This is a genomic window from Mucilaginibacter sp. (assembly GCF_964263795.1).
Lineage (GTDB): Bacteria > Bacteroidota > Bacteroidia > Sphingobacteriales > Sphingobacteriaceae > Mucilaginibacter.
In genome coordinates this window covers 15,784-30,699 of record NZ_CAXVWK010000095.1, presented here as the reverse complement: position 1 = coordinate 30,699, position 14,916 = coordinate 15,784, and the positions used below count along the sequence as shown (strand labels likewise).

The following is a 14,916-nucleotide window of genomic DNA, read 5'->3' as shown; positions in this document are numbered from 1 at the left end:
AGCCGTACCGATAATACCAATGCCTACCTGCGCAGCGGCGAGGCGGTGGTAGTGTCTGAAGCGATGCGCAATCCCTGGGCGCGTAATCTGGTCAGCGCTATTAATGTAGCCCATGGCGGCCGGGATTTCTCGATGCCAAACACGGGCCGCGGCTATGCCATAGGCGGCATCTACACCGATGGTGGCAACGCCAACCGTTACTACAACCAGCCGGTTAATGATATAAAGGATATGGCTAACACCCTGGCCTACCAGATGATCAACAACTTCCCCCCTATTTATGTAGACGTGAAGGACGTAAACAATCAGCAAAACATCTTGGCCCAAACGGTTAACAGGGTGAATTTATAATTCAAAATTAAAAGGTCAAAATTAAAACAGGGACACCCCTGCGTTGCCTTTTGACTTCTCACATTTTACTTTTTTACTTATCCAATGAATATCCAACTTGCCAACACGTTGTTTGATAATGGGATTCTTACAGCCATGTATAAGGCCGGTCTCCTCAGCGCCAAAGTATTTACTTACCGCGAAATTTATCTGTGGGTACATGCTCAGGTGCAGGTGCGCGGTATAACCAAAAACCAGGCCGTGCTGGAAGCCGAAGCAAAGTTCGGCAAAGATGAACGCACCATCTGGCGCGCGCTGAACTGCTTCACTGTTTAAGGTGCGGGGATTGTGTGCGAAGTGCGAATAATCTTACTGACAAACTACTGTCACCACCAGTAAAAATAATAGTACCGATATTTGTAAATCATGATTAAGCAGATTTAATTGATTAAAGAATTTCATCTTTGTAATCGGGAAAAATCCAATAAATCACGGTACTGACAAACTACTGTCACCACCAGTAAAAATAATAGTGCCGATATTTGTACTGTTCAATCGTCTGAATCAGAATTCACAAGATTTGGAAATTTTCAAAATTCAAATTCTGTAAATTTTAAAATTCCGAAATTCTGATTCAGACAACTGACACACTTGTGTCACCACTATCAAAATTAATTATCCCGACCTTTGATTATGCCAATCGGCATTCAAATCAAGTGGACTAAAAGAGGAATTGAATGATCTTTTTATCTGCAAAGTCACGCCATACTTCTTACCGACTTTCGGACATACCGACTAAAAAACATTACTATGAAAATCTACTTATACGATACCGAAACAGATTGCATTGGCTCTGGCAGCCTTTCCTCCGCCTATATTCAAACACAATTGCATGCAGCCGCCGGTGCCGATGTCGAGGTGCATATCAGTTCGGTTGGTGGCAGCGCTTTTGATGCCATCGCCATATATGATCTGCTTAAAAAGTACCCCGGCAACGTAACAACCCATATCGACGCACTGGCGGCGTCGGCGGCATCCATAGTAGCCATGGCCGGCAACCGCATAGTAATGAGCAAGTACGCCCTGCTCATGATTCACAAACCGATGGTTGGCAGCGGCGGCAATGCCGATGAATTATTAAAAGATGTGCAGATGCTCAACGTAGTGCAATCGCGCCTGGCGCAGATCTACATGGACAAATCCGGGTTAGACGGCGTTACGGTTAACAGTTTGATCAACTCCGTTACCTGGATGACTGCCGATCAGGCCCTTAACCTGGGCTTTATAGATGACATTGAAGATTACGCCGAAACCGTCATCAACAGTGCACTCATTAAAAAATATACCGATACCGCACCCGCTGTTTATCAGCGCTGCATCAACAAGATCTTAACCCAAAAAACAAGTATGAACATGGACAACCGAGAATTAATTGAGCGGACCACCTCCGTTTTAGACAAGATCATGAACTTTTTTAAAAAGGTGGTAAACAAACAAACTATTACCGACAAAGGTACCCTGCATCACAGTGGCGAATTATGCGAAGGCACCGACGTTTACAACGATGAAGACCTGACCACGCCGGCCATTACCGACACTTACACTACGGCCGATGGCGAACAGCTAACAGTAGAAACCGGCAAGGTTAAAAAACTATCTCCTGTAGCCGCAGATGAGGGTGACGACGATATGCTGCCTGCCGACCAATTTAAAAAATCGCTTAAACCTGCCGATGTGCAAAACAAAGTAAAGGAAGTAAAAGCCCGGCTGCATGCGCAAAACGCATTGCTTATGGAAGCAAAGAACGCGCTCGATAAAGCCAACACCCGCCTTCAGCAAACCCGCGACGAAGTCAAAAATGAGATAAAGAGCACCTTTATGCCTGAAGGCAGTAAACGCAGTAACAAAGCTAAAGCCGAAACACAACCTTTTTTTGCCCCCCAAAGTCCCCTGGCGCAAAATGCAGTAAAAAAAGCGGTAGGAAAATAATTGCGGGGAGTGTTGTAGCGGGTGCGCATTTTCTTACCCCAGCTATCATTATTACCTCCGCTTCACGCTTACGAAAACACCCCTGCCCTTTGCTCCTCCATCTAACTTAATAAAATACTAAATCAAATAATGGCTCAATTTACATTTACAAACAACACCTATGCCGGCGAAGCGCTGGCGGGTTTCATGGCAAGCACGCTGCTGGAGGCCGACTCCGTAAAGCGTGGCCTGCTCACCGTAATTAACGACGTTAAATCGCGCAAGGTGATCCTTGATGTTGATGATGACGTGGTTCTGCAAGATCCAAGCGGCATGTTTACAGACCAGGGCACTACCGCAGCCCAGCATGAAAGCTACCTTGACCCGGTAGTATATGAATTTATGAAACAAGAACAGTGGGACAAGCTGGTGCAATCATGGGAAACCCAGCAGCTTAAACCAGGCGCTTTTCAGGATTACGAAGGTGTGGTTGACCTAAGCGACTTTATGGTACAGCGCTACTTAACCAAAATACAGATTGCTAACGAGCGATTATACTGGCTGGGCAAGGGTGCAACTAAAGAGGCGGCATTTACAGCACCATTTACAGGTTTGTTGCCAACTATATCCGCAGCAAGCGGCGTTTACAAAGTAGGCCTGGGCAAATCAAACACCTCAATGGCAGCATCTGCCATCAGTGGCCTTGGTGTGGTAACAGTTGGCTCTACCACTACTTTAAAAGACGGCGATGTGGTAACCATTACCAATGTAACCGGCACCAGTAAAGACACAACTAACGGCGGTACAGGTATTGATGTGCAGGGCCAATCGTACTTTATTCAAATAGTCAGCGCTACTACTTTCAAGTTGGTACGTAATTACAACGAAGTAAATACCCGCAAACCGGCTACCTTTAGCGGGTCATCAACCGCGGCAACGGTTAGCTACATTAACAGCAGCAATGTACTGGATGTGTTAACCGGCATTTACGCCCAGTTAGATCCGGCAGACCGTAGCCAGGAAGATTTTAATCTGCAAATACCATTACATGTGGGCTATGCATACGCGCAGGCACAGGCAGATAAAGCGGTAAACGTGCTTAATGCCTTTACCGATCCTAAAAAGATGGATTACCTGGGTGTGCCGCTGCAACTGATGAACCACTGGCAGGCAAATACCATATTAGGCGCCCGGTCATCAAACCTGTTCCTTGGGGTAGATTTGTTAGGCGATGCATCTGAACTTTCGACCGTTTACATGAAGCCCTACACTAACGACAATGTGGTGCGTATGAAGGCCCGCATGAAAGCCGCCATAAACTATAAATTTGCCAACGAGCTGTTTTACCTGTCAGCCTGATAGCGGTGAATGATACATGGTTGATTAAGTGAGTGGCTTTGCCGCAACCAGATCAACCAATAGCGTCAATTAACTATTCACCCAATCAACTACTTAACTAATCACCAACACATGTCAATTTACAATAAAATAAATGCAGGCTTTAGCCTGGCAACAGACAGTCCTATCACATCCGGTATAGAAGATGTTGTCTACATTTTCAACCAGGATGATATCACCTTGACTTACGATGTAGCCAATCCGCTCATCATAACCGGCTTAACCGCGGTAAGCGCAGCTAAAATTTACAAGTTTGAAGGTACAAACAACAGCTTCAACACAATGAGCAAACTGGCGAAAACCCAGGTTGGCCCACGCTATACAGAAGAGATCGACTTTAATATCGCCGGTTTATCAGTAGAGGTAAAAGCACAGTTGATGGCTATGGGCTATGGCCGAGTTCGCGCCATTGCCGTAAATAATTATAAAGACAGTAATTCGGCCATCGAATTATTTGGAGCAGTAAACGGATTGATTGTTACCGAAGCAGAACGTAATGCTGCCGACGAAACATTAGATGGCGGTTATAAGATTAAATTGACCAATCCGGATAAGCTGAAAGAACCTTACCCGCCACGTGCTGTATCTATTGCGCCGCAAAGTGGCACCGCCACATATGCAAGCACCATTGCCGCACTTGAAGCGTTGGTGGCCTAAATCAGTTTTGAGTTAAGAGTAGTGAGTAATGAGTTTTAAATTCATTACCTACTCAACACTCATCACCCAAAACTCAAAACTATTATGAAAAAATATATTTTAACGGCTGGCAGGCATCAGTTTATTCCTAATTCGCCGGCGGTACACACAAATGATAACCTTACGGATGAAGAGGCCGAGTGGTACCTGCAGCGTTATCCGCATATAGCCAAGCTGTTTATTGATGGCCTGCAAGGCGCAAAGCCTGACAATGCGAACGACGTTGATAGCATTAAACAAAAAATAAAACGTAAACGAATTTCTAAACCAGTTGAACTGGTAAAAATACCCAAATCAATATAATCCAATCAGATGAAGACCTATTTACCACAAATTGAACGCCGCATCCTGGTAAGGCCTAATCAAACCTTTGGGATATTGAATTTTGATGCGGACAATGCTTATCCGCAACGCATGCTGGAGCTGGTTGCCCAATCGCCCACTGCTAAAGATTGTTGGAACAAGCGTGCTAAATTTATCGGGGGCAACGGCTTTGAAGATGCCGCATTAGCAAAGCTGGTAGTCAACGAAAATGGTTTAACGATGGCCAGGCTTTTAAAGGCCATTGCTGCGGATAAAGCACTTTTCTGCGGGTTTGGCATCCATGTTAATTACAATGCCAACTTTAAGATAGTATCAGCCCATTACGTAAAGTTTGAGGACATCCGCATGGGCGATACCGATAATCCCGAAACGGCAGGCAAATATGCTATCTACAACGACTGGGGCCGCAGGACATGGAAAAATATCATGCGCAGCAAGATCGCTTTTATTGACCGGTATGATCCGGATGCGCAGGTGATCAAAGAGCAGGTTAAAGCTGCCGGAGGATGGGATAAGTATAAGGGGCAGCTGTTTTACTTTAACCCGCAGGTAGATGACTATCCATTAATTGAAGCCGATTCTGTGTGGGAAGATTTTGAAACTGAAGCCGGCATCAAGATCTTTAACAACCGCGAAGTAACAACAGGTTTTTTACCATCTACAATGCTTTTTATGCAATTGCGCCGCGAAGAGGCGGATAACAGCGTAGATTATGGTGACGGCCGCACGGCACCCTCGCAACTGGAAAGGGATCTCGGCATTTTTCAAGGCACAAAAAGCGCACAGAAAATAATTGTAATTGAATATGAGGATGAAAGCGCCAAACCGGAGTTTCAGCCTTATGCTATACAAAACAACGATAAGCTTTTTGAAAGTACCGAACGATCTGTAGAAGCCCGTATTATCAAGGGGTTTTCTGTACCTAAGGAACTGATCAATGCTGAAAAAGCATCAGGCTTGAGCAATGGCGGTGAAAAGAAACAAGCTATTATTGAATTTAACAATAATACGGCTCCTGACAGGCTTGAATTAAGCGAAACATTACAAAATATATTTCAGCATTTTCAGGTCGATATCAATCTAGCAACTAATTGGAGTATCGCGTCAATACCGGCAACCGTTGCCGATGACGTGATAGGCGTTAAAGCCGGTGCGGCTATCAATCAATTGCTTCAATCCTCATTACCTGCCAAATCGAAAATCGCTACCCTTATCCATGCATACGGTTTAAAACAAACTGAGGCCGAAGCCATGTGCCTATAACGCACGCCAGCCGGCAAATTTTCAATATTTAATAACACAATCCATGAAGAAATTAAAAACTTCTCCGCCGGCTGGCGGAGGTTGGAGGGCTTGCCATGTTTAACCTGATCATCCCTACAACATTACAACGTTACGAAGATATTGCAGCCAATGTAAAGCCGGAACGTATTAAAGTGTTCATTCATAAGGCACAGGAACTGGATCTGAAATCTTTTCTCGGCTATGTCCTTTATAACGACTTAGTGAAAAATTTGGAAGCCGACGGAATACTTAAAGATGATGCGCCTCAACATTACAAAGACCTGCTAAACGGAAGCGAATACCTGGATGAACAGGGGCATATAGTCTTACATCAGGGACTGCAGCCTGTGCTATCTTACTTTGCATTTGCAAGATTTATTGAAGCTGATGCTGTCCACTACACAGCCACCGGTCCCGTAACTAAAAGGTATGAAAATGCCGACGCCTTACCTGCCAAAGACATTGTGAAGCTGGTGCAGCAACAGCGCAGCACTGCAAATGCTTACGGTAACGACGCCGAACGTTTCATAGTTGATCATCCTCAATATTTCCCGGTATGGCATTACAATCGTCAAAACCGGTCGGCAAGGCAGGCTGGTCCCCGCATACGTAGTGTGGACATTACAGATTTTAATTACCCTGCAGATAACCTTGCTTATAATCAATTTTTAACTGAATTTTTAAACTAATGGCAACAGACAAGAAAATAAGTGAGTTGCCTGTATCAAGCGTCATAACTGCAAGTGATGTCTCAGTGCTGGTAAACAACGGTGTCGACTATCAGTTTTCCATTAGCCTGTTACTCCAGTACCTTACCAGCAACCTGTCTTCCGGGTCATCCATTGCATTTGGGACCGTACTACCACAAAATAATATCGGGAAAAACGGTGATGTATTTTTAAAAACGAGTACCGGCCAGTTTGCACAAAAGATAGCTGGCAATTGGGCAATAGTATACACACTGCCCGAAGCGAATGCAGCAGATGGCACCTTGCTTTATGGCCAGGGAGAACCCGCCGCGGGAACAGGGAAAAACGCTGACAGCTACATTGATACACTTAGCGGTATATTTTATCTAAGGAGTAACAGTTCATGGACGCAGGTTTTTTCGATGCAAACCGGTCCGCAAGGCCCGAGGGGGCTCAAAGGGGCGGAAGGCCTGCCGGGATTGAATGGTAAAACAATACTAAGCGGCACATCACCACCGGCTAATAGTATTGGAACGGAGGGAGATTTTTATATCAACAGGGCTATCTACCGGTTTTATGGGCCAAAAACATCTGGTCTTTGGGGCAGTGGTACTAGTATGTTTTTTACTCCCGAAGAACCGTACGTGCACGAATTTGCAGCCGGCGGGCCAAATCCCATCATTATTACCAGTTGGCAGGACGAGTACTTCCCTAATTATGGAAACGGCGAATTTTTAGTGCAAATCACTGATGAAGATGGCAACCTGCAGGATAGGCCTGATCTATCCCTTAAAAGAATTATAGATCGTACTGGTGGATTTGCCATTCAAACAGCAGTTCGTTTGGATACGCCGAACTATCCATCTGGCAGGATAATTATCAGATACTCAAATCTAACTTTATGACAAATAGACTTTTATATACAATAATGTTATGGCTTATAGGCACAATAGCTTATGGCCAGGATGCCCCGCCTTACGGCGCAACAGTTATTAGCCCGAATTTCACTTGGTATAGAAAAATCGCAGCCGGTGACACTTCATTTTACGGTTACAGCAACAATAACTGGGTAAATTTCGCCAGAAGAAATTGGGTGACTAAAGTGATCAAGGACAGCCTAGTAACCCGGGCTAACCTTAAAACGGATAACATTTTTAATGGAAAAACACAATTTAACAATGCCGTAAGCCTACTATTAAACAATGGTACAGTTGCCGGCAGGGTGGGAATTGATCCGAATGGTAATTTGATCAAGGACACTATACCATATTTGAAGCAGAGTGGTGGTACATTGTCGGGTGATCTGATTCTGCCATCTTCTATACCTACAAACGCTTTATCGGCTGCGCCAAAAGCTTATATCGACAATCTAATCACCGGTATAACCTGGAAGAACGCTGTCCGTGTTAAAACAACTGCTAATACCACGCTTTCAGGCTTACAAACCATCGACGGTGTTACCGTGGCAGTGGGTAACCGGGTACTTGTCAACAATCAAACGGATCAAACCAAGAATGGGATTTACATTGTAACCACCGGTGCCTGGACACGAGCTGAAGATGTGGACAGCAGCGATGAGATTAGCACATCAACAGTAGCCGTTACTGCGGGTACAGTTAACAAGAATACGCAATGGACATATATCGGATTGTATGCGCCGGTGATAGGTACAGATGATATTGTCTTTGGGCAGATTAGCGGCGCCGGTACTTATACAAGCGGTCCTTACCTAAATCTTACCGGCAATGTTTTTGATGCAAATTTAAATGCGTTTGATGAAAGATATTTTAAATCAACCGGAGGAAATCTACATGTCACTGGTACACAAAGATTTTATGGTTCCGTTCAAACTTATGGGAATTTAAATCAATATAATTATGATGGAGGCAACTCCTTAAATATCGTCGGTCTTAATGGGACTTCTCAGTATTCCATAATTAACATGGATAATGGGGTAGGTAACGGTTTGGGCATTTTTCATGGGAACTATGCTTCCAGTACTGGAGGTATAATTCTTCGGGATAGCGTTTTAAAAACCATAGGAGGGGCACGATTCTTAACTACTCAAGACTTTAACTACACGCCCGCTAATCCGGCAAATTACTACGATAAAACAACAAGTGACGGTAGGTATGCAATAATGACGGCTAATAATCGATTCACTGCTCAACAATTTATAAAGAGTGGTAATTCAATCACTTTTTTCGATAGTAGCGATATATTAAATTCATCTATAACTGAACAAACTGATAATTACTTGCATTTCGCAGGTGGCGCGGGTGTTTATTTGGAAGCTAATTTAGTGGTTGCTCAAAGTGCGAGCTTTGACGGCAATACAAATTTCGGTGGTGTATCAAACGTATTCGGACAAGGACGGCGTTTGTCTTTCCAGGATGCGAGCTCAAATCCCGCTATAAACTATAGTATTGGCAACCTGAACAATAATTTGACAATAACTCATACCTCGAACAGTCAAGGTGTAATTATCAATAATAAAAACATAAGCGATAGCGATGGCATCTTATTTGCGAAAACTACCGATATCACAACTACGGGTGATATCCGCTACCTTCGGCTTACTGGCGGTACGCTCACCGGTACCCTCAATGGTGCGGCGGCTTATTTCAGTGGGCAGGTGGGTGCGCAAACTTTAGCTTTATCGCCTTATGTTGACGCTCTAATACCAGGTCAGATTGCTGCAGGTGATGCTATAAAGTTTGGTACAATCAACAACGGGCCATTTGCCGGCGCTTATACTTATGTCAACGGTTCTCCTGAATTTCGCGCAGGTCGAGCACCTGGTGGTGCAACCTATACTATTGGGCAGTATGTGTCAGGTGCATGGGTTTCCTATTTGGACGCCGGCAGCACTGGCGTAGCCTTGCCCAAGGGGTTTGCAAGCTCATCAGCTTCAACTATAACAGCGGCCAGTACCGGCAGTGCTTTCGCGGTCAACCAAACGAGCACCGGTGTCATCGCCTCGTTTCAGTCGGCGGGTAGTGACGTGGCCCGTATCCAAACTAACGGGTATTTGTACGGAAAAGGTATTATAGATATTGGCGGTTCTCAAAACGGATTTTTTGGCGTAGGTACCGCAACTGCCGGTAACGGTATAACCCGGGCCATCGCTGATAATATTACTACGTTAGTAGTCAATAATAATAATGCAACCGCAACGGGTGATATTCAAGCCTGGCAGTTTAATTCTTCAACGGTTGGTAGGATCTCCCAGTCAGGTACATTTTATGGTGTAGGCATAAATAATAACGCAGCAAGCAACAACGCCGCGATAACCGTAGCTACAAGTGGTACGACTATATCCAGGAATATCGCTGATGCTAATCCAGCAGCCGTCATTAATAACCTTTTGGGTACAGGTGATATACTTAGGGCTCAACAAAACAGTGTTAATAAATTTGTTGTCGATCTTAATGGTAAAGGAACGTTTGCCGGTGATGTTATTGCTGCAAACGCTTACTCCGGTCGTATAGGGATAGGTATCGCTTCAAACGTTGGCGCACTGCTTCAAATATCACCAGGTACATTTACCACAAGTGGTAATTTTGGAACTCCGGGTATGGGTATAAGTCAGGGTAACATAACCTATACTTCGACTACTTCATCTGGTACCGTTGCCAATACTTATATAAATGCTTACGCAACTGCAACACTTAACTCTACAACCGCAACAACAATTACAAAGGGTTACGGCAATTGGTTTACCGGACCTGTTGGCAACGCCAATGTTACTTTAGGCCAAAGTATCGCAGTTGGTATGAGTGGTGATTTTGAGGTAAATGGTAGTGGCTATATCACTAACAGGTTAGCTTTAGGTAAATCAACTGTACCGGGTGCAGTGTTGGATATCGACCCCATTGCTTTTAACACTTCTAATAATTTCGGCACTACCGGATTTGGCATTCGCACAGGCGTTAACACCTACAACACCACAGCGGCAGCTACTACATCCGGTACCCCTGTTAGCATAGGAGCGGTTCATGCATTCAATATACCGACAATGGCTGCCACGAATACACAGTATATAACAAACGGGGCTACGGTTTACATAAGCGGAGCGCCGACTGCCGGTGCTAACATGAACCTTGGCGCTGCTTGGTCGATGTTCGTCAACTCCGGAAATACATACTTCGGGGGCGGCATTTATAGTGCCCCGCCGGCTTACAGTACAGGCGGTATTATGCATTTAGGGCGAAATACTACAACTGGCCGATTGGAAACTATGCCAGATATGATCGCATTCAATAACACAGCTACCAGTCTCAACGCTTCAACGCTAAACAGCACTTATCCAGCGGCCCCATTGGGTTACCAAGTAATCTGCGGAAACATAAGCACAGGCGCCGCAATCTATACAAAGTACTCTTCTGCTGTATGGCTAACCTCTGCAGCTACTATACAACAATAAGTTCAATTTAATTATCATCATGAAAAAAACAGCATTATTAATTTTATGTGCACTACTTGGCGTAAATTCATTTTCGCAAACCCCTCAATCGAAAAAAGACTCTTCGAAAGCAGCCGGTTATCAGCCAGACCCAAACAAGCTTTATAACATAGCGCTCACTTCGAATCAAATCAGCACATTGCTTCAATCGTCACAGGCGGGTGTAATACCTTTGCTAAAGGCGATCAAGTTGCCTATGGATAAACTTGATGATACACAGGCATACTTCGCTGCCCTGACCGGGAATATTTCAAATCAATATCGCAGGCAATACGTCACCGATAGTTTAAAATCCATCCAGCCGATCAAAAAATAGATGGAGAAACAATATACTTTGTGGGAACGTATCATAAACGATACGCCCACTTTTTTTAAAAAGGCGCAATTATTTGGTAGCAGCCTTGTGATATTATCATTGTCACTCGCAGAAATTAAATTGCTGCCAACCTACCTGACTGGCATCATAGCTTCTATCGGCGCCACAATGGCCGCAGTTGCTCAATTTGCGGTTAAACAATATGAAACAAATGACCAAGTTGATCATGAAACTCACTGAATCCGGCTTAACCTTTATCAAAAACTTTGAAGGATTACGCTTAAAAGCTTATCAGGATATTGCCGGTATCTGGACTATTGGATACGGATCTACCCGTCATTCTGATGGCCAACCCATTAAAAGCGGCGACCGCCTAATATCAATAAAGGAGGCCGACCGCTTACTTGATGCTACATTAAATTGGTATGTTGATGCGGTAAATCAACAAGTGAAAGTACCCCTGAATCAAAATCAATTTAACGCGCTGGTATCGTTTGCTTATAATGTTGGCACAGGTGCGTTGCAAAAATCAACTTTGTTGCATAAGCTAAACCAATCCGATTATCAAGGTGCAGCGGATCAGTTATTGGCCTGGAATAAAGTCACCGACCCACGGTCTGAGCAGAAAGTGGTTAGCAAAACGCTATCCAACCGAAGGCTGCAAGAGCGTTCACTTTTTTTAAAATCGATTCACTATGACAACGTTTGAACATAAAGAACTTAAAGGTATTACAATCAAGAATATTATGGTGACCATTATCAGTACAGCAAGTATTGTAATGTCGGTTATGACCACGTATTTCGAATTAAAGGGTGATATAAGGGATGTAAAGCTTACTCAGGATGCACAAAACCGCGTAAATGAAATTAGGCTAAAAATAATCGAAGGACAAGTTGCGCTGTTACAGCGAGAGGTAGATCAAATTAAAAATAAAAAAAATGAGCATTAAAAACTTCGTTGTTAAATTATGGACTAACATTAAGTTGTTGTTTGGCAACTTCCCGGCCTCTGTAAAATCGGCTGTATATTTAGGCGTAGTAATAACAGAGAATATCAAATTGTTTGTCGATTCTCCTATGGCGGATATTTGTACAGCCATAATTCCCGGCCAAACAGATGACAGGCTTAAAGATTTGTTAAGAACTGCTCTGCCAAAAATAGTTACGAGCCTGAAACTGATTGATAATAGCATTGTAGCGACAACCCCTCAACAAGCTTTAAAAATAGCTGTTTTAAACTTGCAAACGCTGGATAATAATATTAAGAACGCTTTTCTTCATACTATTGCAGTAATGGTAAGTGAAATAGCAAGCGATGGAAAATTATCCTGGAGCGATGGGATCTATCTTGTGGAGTGGTACTACCAACAGCAATTTAAAGCTAAAAAATAAGTTTGAAAGATTGTGCCCAGGAGCGGATTCGAACCGCCACATCCTTACGAATGCCACCCCCTCAAGATGGTGCGTCTACCAATTTCGCCACCTGGGCCCTCATATAAATGGAAAGTCTTAAGTGTAAAGTGTGCCGTAAGCATCTGCTTTAACTTAAGACTCTCATTGATGGATGTGCCCGAAGAGAGACTCGAACTCTCAAGAGACAATTCTCAACGGCTTCTGAGACCGCAACGTTTACCAATTTCGCCATCCGGGCTTTATGAGGCTGCAAATATAATTTTTTATCGCACGCAAATTAAAATAAATGAAAATTAGATGCTGTTTTGTAAAACCCACTGTAAAGGGTAACTTAGAGATACCAATTTTATAAACATGATGAAAAAATCTTTGTTGGCTTTCCTTATCATAGCCGCGTGTTCGTTTTCGGCATCAGCACAAAGCGCTGATGCAATTTTAGGCAAATGGTTAAATCCCAGCGGGGAAGGCCAAATACAGATCTTTAAAAAAGGAAGTAAGTATTTTGGAAAATTAATTTGGTTGAAAGTTCCAGACGAAGATGGCAAACCCAAATTAGATAAATTTAACCCCGACCCTGCATTAAAGACCCGGCCAAAACTTAACCTGGAAGTATTAAAAGATTTTGTTTATGATGGCGATAACGTTTATGAAAACGGGACCATTTATGATCCTAAAAACGGCAAAACTTATAGCTGTAAGATGACCCTTAAAGGCGATGTGTTAAAAGTCAGAGGGTATATAGGCGTTTCGATATTGGGCCGAACAGAAAACTTTACCAGGATAAAGTAATGATTAAATATTTACGGTTTTTAATATTGATTTGCTTTACAACATTGTCCGTTTGTTTAAAAGCACAAACAATTGATGTGATTAATACAGGTAAGGCAACCAGTATACGTGGCCTATCAGTACTCAATAACAAAGTCGCCTGGATAAGTGGTAGTAAGGGGTTAATTGGCATTACACATGACGGGGGTAAAAACTGGTCGTGGCCAGCCGTTAAAGGATTTGAAAATTCTGACTTTAGAGATATCGAAGCTTTTTCTGACAAAGAAGCAATAGTGATGAGTTCTGGTACACCGGCACTGATCTTAAAAACAACCGATGGGGGCGCCAACTGGGAAATTAAATTTCGCAGTGATGACAAGGCCTACTTTTTAGATGCGCTGGATTTTGACAGCAGCAATCATGGCTTGGCTTTAGGCGATCCTATCGATGGTAAATATTTATTGTTGGAAACGAACAATGGTGGAAACAGCTGGCAGAAGCTACAAAACCAACCTAAGGCTACACCCGGCCAGGCAGCATTTGCAGCAAGCGGCACCTGCCTAAGGGCAGCCGGTAATAAATTTTATATCGTAACGGGCGGCAGTGAGGCCAGTCTGATTGTAAGCAATAATACCAACTTTCAATGGCAAAGAACATCGATGCCCATTACTCATGGTAAAGATAGCCAGGGAATGTTTTCTATCGCTGTTGGCAAAAAAACTATGATCATGGTTGGTGGCGACTATTCAATAAATGCTAAGCGCGATTCGAACGCCTGCTACTCCGTTCTCAGCAGTCGCCCGCGAAACGCCGGTTTACCGGCCAGCAGCCCGGCGGGTTATCAGTCATGTGTAGAATACATAAACAACGATACGTTTCTTTCTACCGGTACGCCGGGTAGCAACCTTACTACCGATGGCGGTAAAACCTGGAGGCTAATAAATATCACTAGCTTTAACGTTTGTCGAAAAGCCAGGCATGGAAATCTTGTTTTATTGGCTGGGGATGATGGTAAAATTGGGATTTGTAAACTTTAGTAGTTGACAATGAAGCCGTTATTTTACGCCTGTAAATTAATTTTAATTAGGTTTGCAGGGAATGCCTAATAATCCTATATTTGCACCACTTTAAACGGAAACGATAGCAGTATCGAAAAAGTAAAAAGTTGATTCCGTAGCTCAGCTGGTAGAGCATAACACTTTTAATGTTGGGGTCCTGGGTTCGAATCCCAGCGGGATCACAGAAGCGAACAGAATACCAGGGTT

The 14,916-nt window shown here is 43.6% G+C and carries 17 protein-coding genes and 3 tRNA genes; 18 read left to right on the top strand and 2 right to left on the bottom strand.

What is annotated here, in order from left to right; genetic code table 11:
* The 15 genes from ACE5CV_RS15660 to ACE5CV_RS15590 form a co-directional block, all read left to right on the top strand.
* On the top strand, nucleotides 1-351 hold a 351-nt coding region (locus ACE5CV_RS15660; protein ID WP_374951132.1), incomplete at its 5' end, for a hypothetical protein.
* Between the two features lie 84 nt (nucleotides 352-435).
* Entirely contained in the window at nucleotides 436-666 is a 231-nt protein-coding gene (locus ACE5CV_RS15655; protein ID WP_374951131.1) for a hypothetical protein, read from the top strand.
* A 474-nt stretch (nucleotides 667-1,140) separates the two neighbouring features.
* Complete coding sequence (locus tag ACE5CV_RS15650) at nucleotides 1,141-2,319, top strand: head maturation protease, ClpP-related (protein ID WP_374951130.1); 1,179 nt, start codon at nucleotides 1,141-1,143, stop codon at nucleotides 2,317-2,319.
* A 129-nt stretch (nucleotides 2,320-2,448) separates the two neighbouring features.
* Nucleotides 2,449-3,657: a hypothetical protein gene (locus tag ACE5CV_RS15645; RefSeq protein WP_374951129.1), complete on the top strand. Its 1,209-nt coding sequence runs from the start codon at nucleotides 2,449-2,451 to the stop codon at nucleotides 3,655-3,657.
* 111 nt (nucleotides 3,658-3,768) lie between these two features.
* Nucleotides 3,769-4,353 carry a hypothetical protein gene (locus ACE5CV_RS15640; protein ID WP_374951128.1) on the top strand — a complete coding sequence of 195 codons (585 nt, stop codon included), beginning with the start codon at nucleotides 3,769-3,771 and terminating at the stop codon, nucleotides 4,351-4,353.
* Nucleotides 4,354-4,437: 84 nt separating this feature from the next.
* Nucleotides 4,438-4,695, top strand: coding sequence for a hypothetical protein (locus tag ACE5CV_RS15635; protein WP_374951127.1), 258 nt, complete (start codon nucleotides 4,438-4,440; stop codon nucleotides 4,693-4,695).
* Nucleotides 4,696-4,704: 9 nt separating this feature from the next.
* Complete coding sequence (locus ACE5CV_RS15630; protein WP_374951126.1) at nucleotides 4,705-5,979, top strand: hypothetical protein; 1,275 nt, start codon at nucleotides 4,705-4,707, stop codon at nucleotides 5,977-5,979.
* 95 nt (nucleotides 5,980-6,074) lie between these two features.
* Nucleotides 6,075-6,689: a hypothetical protein gene (locus ACE5CV_RS15625; protein WP_374951125.1), complete on the top strand. Its 615-nt coding sequence runs from the start codon at nucleotides 6,075-6,077 to the stop codon at nucleotides 6,687-6,689.
* Nucleotides 6,689-7,594 carry a hypothetical protein gene (locus ACE5CV_RS15620; RefSeq protein WP_374951124.1) on the top strand — a complete coding sequence of 302 codons (906 nt, stop codon included), beginning with the start codon at nucleotides 6,689-6,691 and terminating at the stop codon, nucleotides 7,592-7,594. The genes ACE5CV_RS15625 and ACE5CV_RS15620 overlap by 1 nt, the downstream gene beginning before the upstream one ends.
* Before the next feature lie 23 nt (nucleotides 7,595-7,617).
* Entirely contained in the window at nucleotides 7,618-11,115 is a 3,498-nt protein-coding gene (locus ACE5CV_RS15615) for a beta strand repeat-containing protein (RefSeq protein WP_374951123.1), read from the top strand.
* 19 nt (nucleotides 11,116-11,134) lie between these two features.
* Nucleotides 11,135-11,470, top strand: coding sequence for a hypothetical protein (locus tag ACE5CV_RS15610; protein WP_374951122.1), 336 nt, complete (start codon nucleotides 11,135-11,137; stop codon nucleotides 11,468-11,470).
* The gene (locus ACE5CV_RS15605; protein ID WP_374951121.1) at nucleotides 11,471-11,710 is read left to right on the top strand and encodes a hypothetical protein; all 240 of its coding nucleotides are present in this window, start codon (nucleotides 11,471-11,473) and stop codon (nucleotides 11,708-11,710) included. It begins immediately after the preceding gene.
* Nucleotides 11,697-12,179: a lysozyme gene (locus tag ACE5CV_RS15600; protein WP_374951120.1), complete on the top strand. Its 483-nt coding sequence runs from the start codon at nucleotides 11,697-11,699 to the stop codon at nucleotides 12,177-12,179. The genes ACE5CV_RS15605 and ACE5CV_RS15600 overlap by 14 nt, the downstream gene beginning before the upstream one ends.
* Nucleotides 12,166-12,420, top strand: coding sequence for a hypothetical protein (locus ACE5CV_RS15595; protein ID WP_374951119.1), 255 nt, complete (start codon nucleotides 12,166-12,168; stop codon nucleotides 12,418-12,420). Before ACE5CV_RS15600 ends, ACE5CV_RS15595 begins: the two co-directional genes overlap by 14 nt.
* Nucleotides 12,410-12,862 (top strand): hypothetical protein, encoded by a 453-nt coding sequence (locus ACE5CV_RS15590; RefSeq protein WP_374951118.1) that lies wholly within the window; start codon nucleotides 12,410-12,412, stop codon nucleotides 12,860-12,862. Before ACE5CV_RS15595 ends, ACE5CV_RS15590 begins: the two co-directional genes overlap by 11 nt.
* Before the next feature lie 13 nt (nucleotides 12,863-12,875).
* On the opposite strand, the gene ACE5CV_RS15585 is transcribed toward ACE5CV_RS15590, so the two are convergent.
* Together ACE5CV_RS15585 and ACE5CV_RS15580 are read right to left on the bottom strand one after the other, a co-directional pair.
* A tRNA-Leu gene (locus ACE5CV_RS15585) sits at nucleotides 12,876-12,959 on the bottom strand.
* A gap of 78 nt (nucleotides 12,960-13,037) precedes the next feature.
* Nucleotides 13,038-13,121: transfer RNA gene (locus tag ACE5CV_RS15580), tRNA-Leu, on the bottom strand.
* A 119-nt stretch (nucleotides 13,122-13,240) separates the two neighbouring features.
* Between ACE5CV_RS15580 and ACE5CV_RS15575 the strand changes: the two genes are divergently transcribed.
* The 3 genes from ACE5CV_RS15575 to ACE5CV_RS15565 all read left to right on the top strand — a co-directional run bounded on the left by ACE5CV_RS15575 (nucleotide 13,241) and on the right by ACE5CV_RS15565 (nucleotide 14,891).
* A complete protein-coding gene (locus ACE5CV_RS15575; protein WP_374951133.1) occupies nucleotides 13,241-13,672 on the top strand; it encodes a DUF2147 domain-containing protein in 432 nt (143 codons plus the stop codon).
* Complete coding sequence (locus ACE5CV_RS15570) at nucleotides 13,672-14,688, top strand: WD40/YVTN/BNR-like repeat-containing protein (protein WP_374951117.1); 1,017 nt, start codon at nucleotides 13,672-13,674, stop codon at nucleotides 14,686-14,688. Before ACE5CV_RS15575 ends, ACE5CV_RS15570 begins: the two co-directional genes overlap by 1 nt.
* 130 nt (nucleotides 14,689-14,818) lie before the next feature.
* A tRNA-Lys gene (locus ACE5CV_RS15565) sits at nucleotides 14,819-14,891 on the top strand.
* Nucleotides 14,892-14,916: the final 25 nt, after the last annotated feature.

Coding starts and splice junctions, on each gene's coding strand:
- ACE5CV_RS15655 (WP_374951131.1), top strand. CDS start 436: ATGAATATCCAACTTGCCAACACGTTGTTTGATAATGGGATTCTTACA.
- ACE5CV_RS15650 (WP_374951130.1), top strand. CDS start 1,141: ATGAAAATCTACTTATACGATACCGAAACAGATTGCATTGGCTCTGGC.
- ACE5CV_RS15645 (WP_374951129.1), top strand. CDS start 2,449: ATGGCTCAATTTACATTTACAAACAACACCTATGCCGGCGAAGCGCTG.
- ACE5CV_RS15640 (WP_374951128.1), top strand. CDS start 3,769: ATGTCAATTTACAATAAAATAAATGCAGGCTTTAGCCTGGCAACAGAC.
- ACE5CV_RS15635 (WP_374951127.1), top strand. CDS start 4,438: ATGAAAAAATATATTTTAACGGCTGGCAGGCATCAGTTTATTCCTAAT.
- ACE5CV_RS15630 (WP_374951126.1), top strand. CDS start 4,705: ATGAAGACCTATTTACCACAAATTGAACGCCGCATCCTGGTAAGGCCT.
- ACE5CV_RS15625 (WP_374951125.1), top strand. CDS start 6,075: ATGTTTAACCTGATCATCCCTACAACATTACAACGTTACGAAGATATT.
- ACE5CV_RS15620 (WP_374951124.1), top strand. CDS start 6,689: ATGGCAACAGACAAGAAAATAAGTGAGTTGCCTGTATCAAGCGTCATA.
- ACE5CV_RS15615 (WP_374951123.1), top strand. CDS start 7,618: ATGTTATGGCTTATAGGCACAATAGCTTATGGCCAGGATGCCCCGCCT.
- ACE5CV_RS15610 (WP_374951122.1), top strand. CDS start 11,135: ATGAAAAAAACAGCATTATTAATTTTATGTGCACTACTTGGCGTAAAT.
- ACE5CV_RS15605 (WP_374951121.1), top strand. CDS start 11,471: ATGGAGAAACAATATACTTTGTGGGAACGTATCATAAACGATACGCCC.
- ACE5CV_RS15600 (WP_374951120.1), top strand. CDS start 11,697: ATGAAACTCACTGAATCCGGCTTAACCTTTATCAAAAACTTTGAAGGA.
- ACE5CV_RS15595 (WP_374951119.1), top strand. CDS start 12,166: ATGACAACGTTTGAACATAAAGAACTTAAAGGTATTACAATCAAGAAT.
- ACE5CV_RS15590 (WP_374951118.1), top strand. CDS start 12,410: ATGAGCATTAAAAACTTCGTTGTTAAATTATGGACTAACATTAAGTTG.
- ACE5CV_RS15575 (WP_374951133.1), top strand. CDS start 13,241: ATGAAAAAATCTTTGTTGGCTTTCCTTATCATAGCCGCGTGTTCGTTT.
- ACE5CV_RS15570 (WP_374951117.1), top strand. CDS start 13,672: ATGATTAAATATTTACGGTTTTTAATATTGATTTGCTTTACAACATTG.